Here is a 470-nt window from a genome sequence, read left to right on the forward strand (position 1 = left end):
GGAACAGCCGCGCGTGGACCTCTCGCTGGACGTCCAGGCCCGCCCCGTGCAGGGCGGCCCGAACGTCTTCGAGGTGGCGTTGCAGATCCGCGCCGATGCCAAGGCCTCCGGCACCTCCTGCTTCATCGCGGAACTCTCCTACTGCGGCGTCTTCACCATCAACGTCCCGCAGGAACACCTGGAGGCCGTGCTGCTGGTGGAATGCCCGCGGCTGCTGTTCCCCTTCGCGCGCAACATCCTGGCCGACGTGACCCGCGACGGCGGCTTCCCGCCCGTGCTGCTGGCGCCGATCGACTTCGTGGCGCTGTGGCAGCCCCGCCGCGGCCAGGGCGCGCAGCCGGTCGGCACCGCCTGACGCGGCGCGCCACCCCCGCGCCGGCGCCGCTGCCGCGCCGGCGCTTCGATGCCGCGCGCTGGCGCGCCGCCCTGACCCGGCGCCTGGACGGCCCGGGCTTCTGGCGGGCGCTGGC

General features: G+C 75.3%; 1 protein-coding gene. It reads left to right on the forward strand.

Translation table 11 applies throughout. The features are described from left to right. Nucleotides 1-355: protein-export chaperone SecB (gene secB, locus J3P36_RS16085; protein ID WP_210509266.1), on the forward strand; the 355-nt coding region annotated here is incomplete at its 5' end. Between the last annotated feature and the right edge of the window lie 115 nt (nt 356-470).

The organism is Naasia sp. SYSU D00057 (genome assembly GCF_017916505.1).
Taxonomy (GTDB): Bacteria; Actinomycetota; Actinomycetes; order Actinomycetales; family Microbacteriaceae; genus Naasia.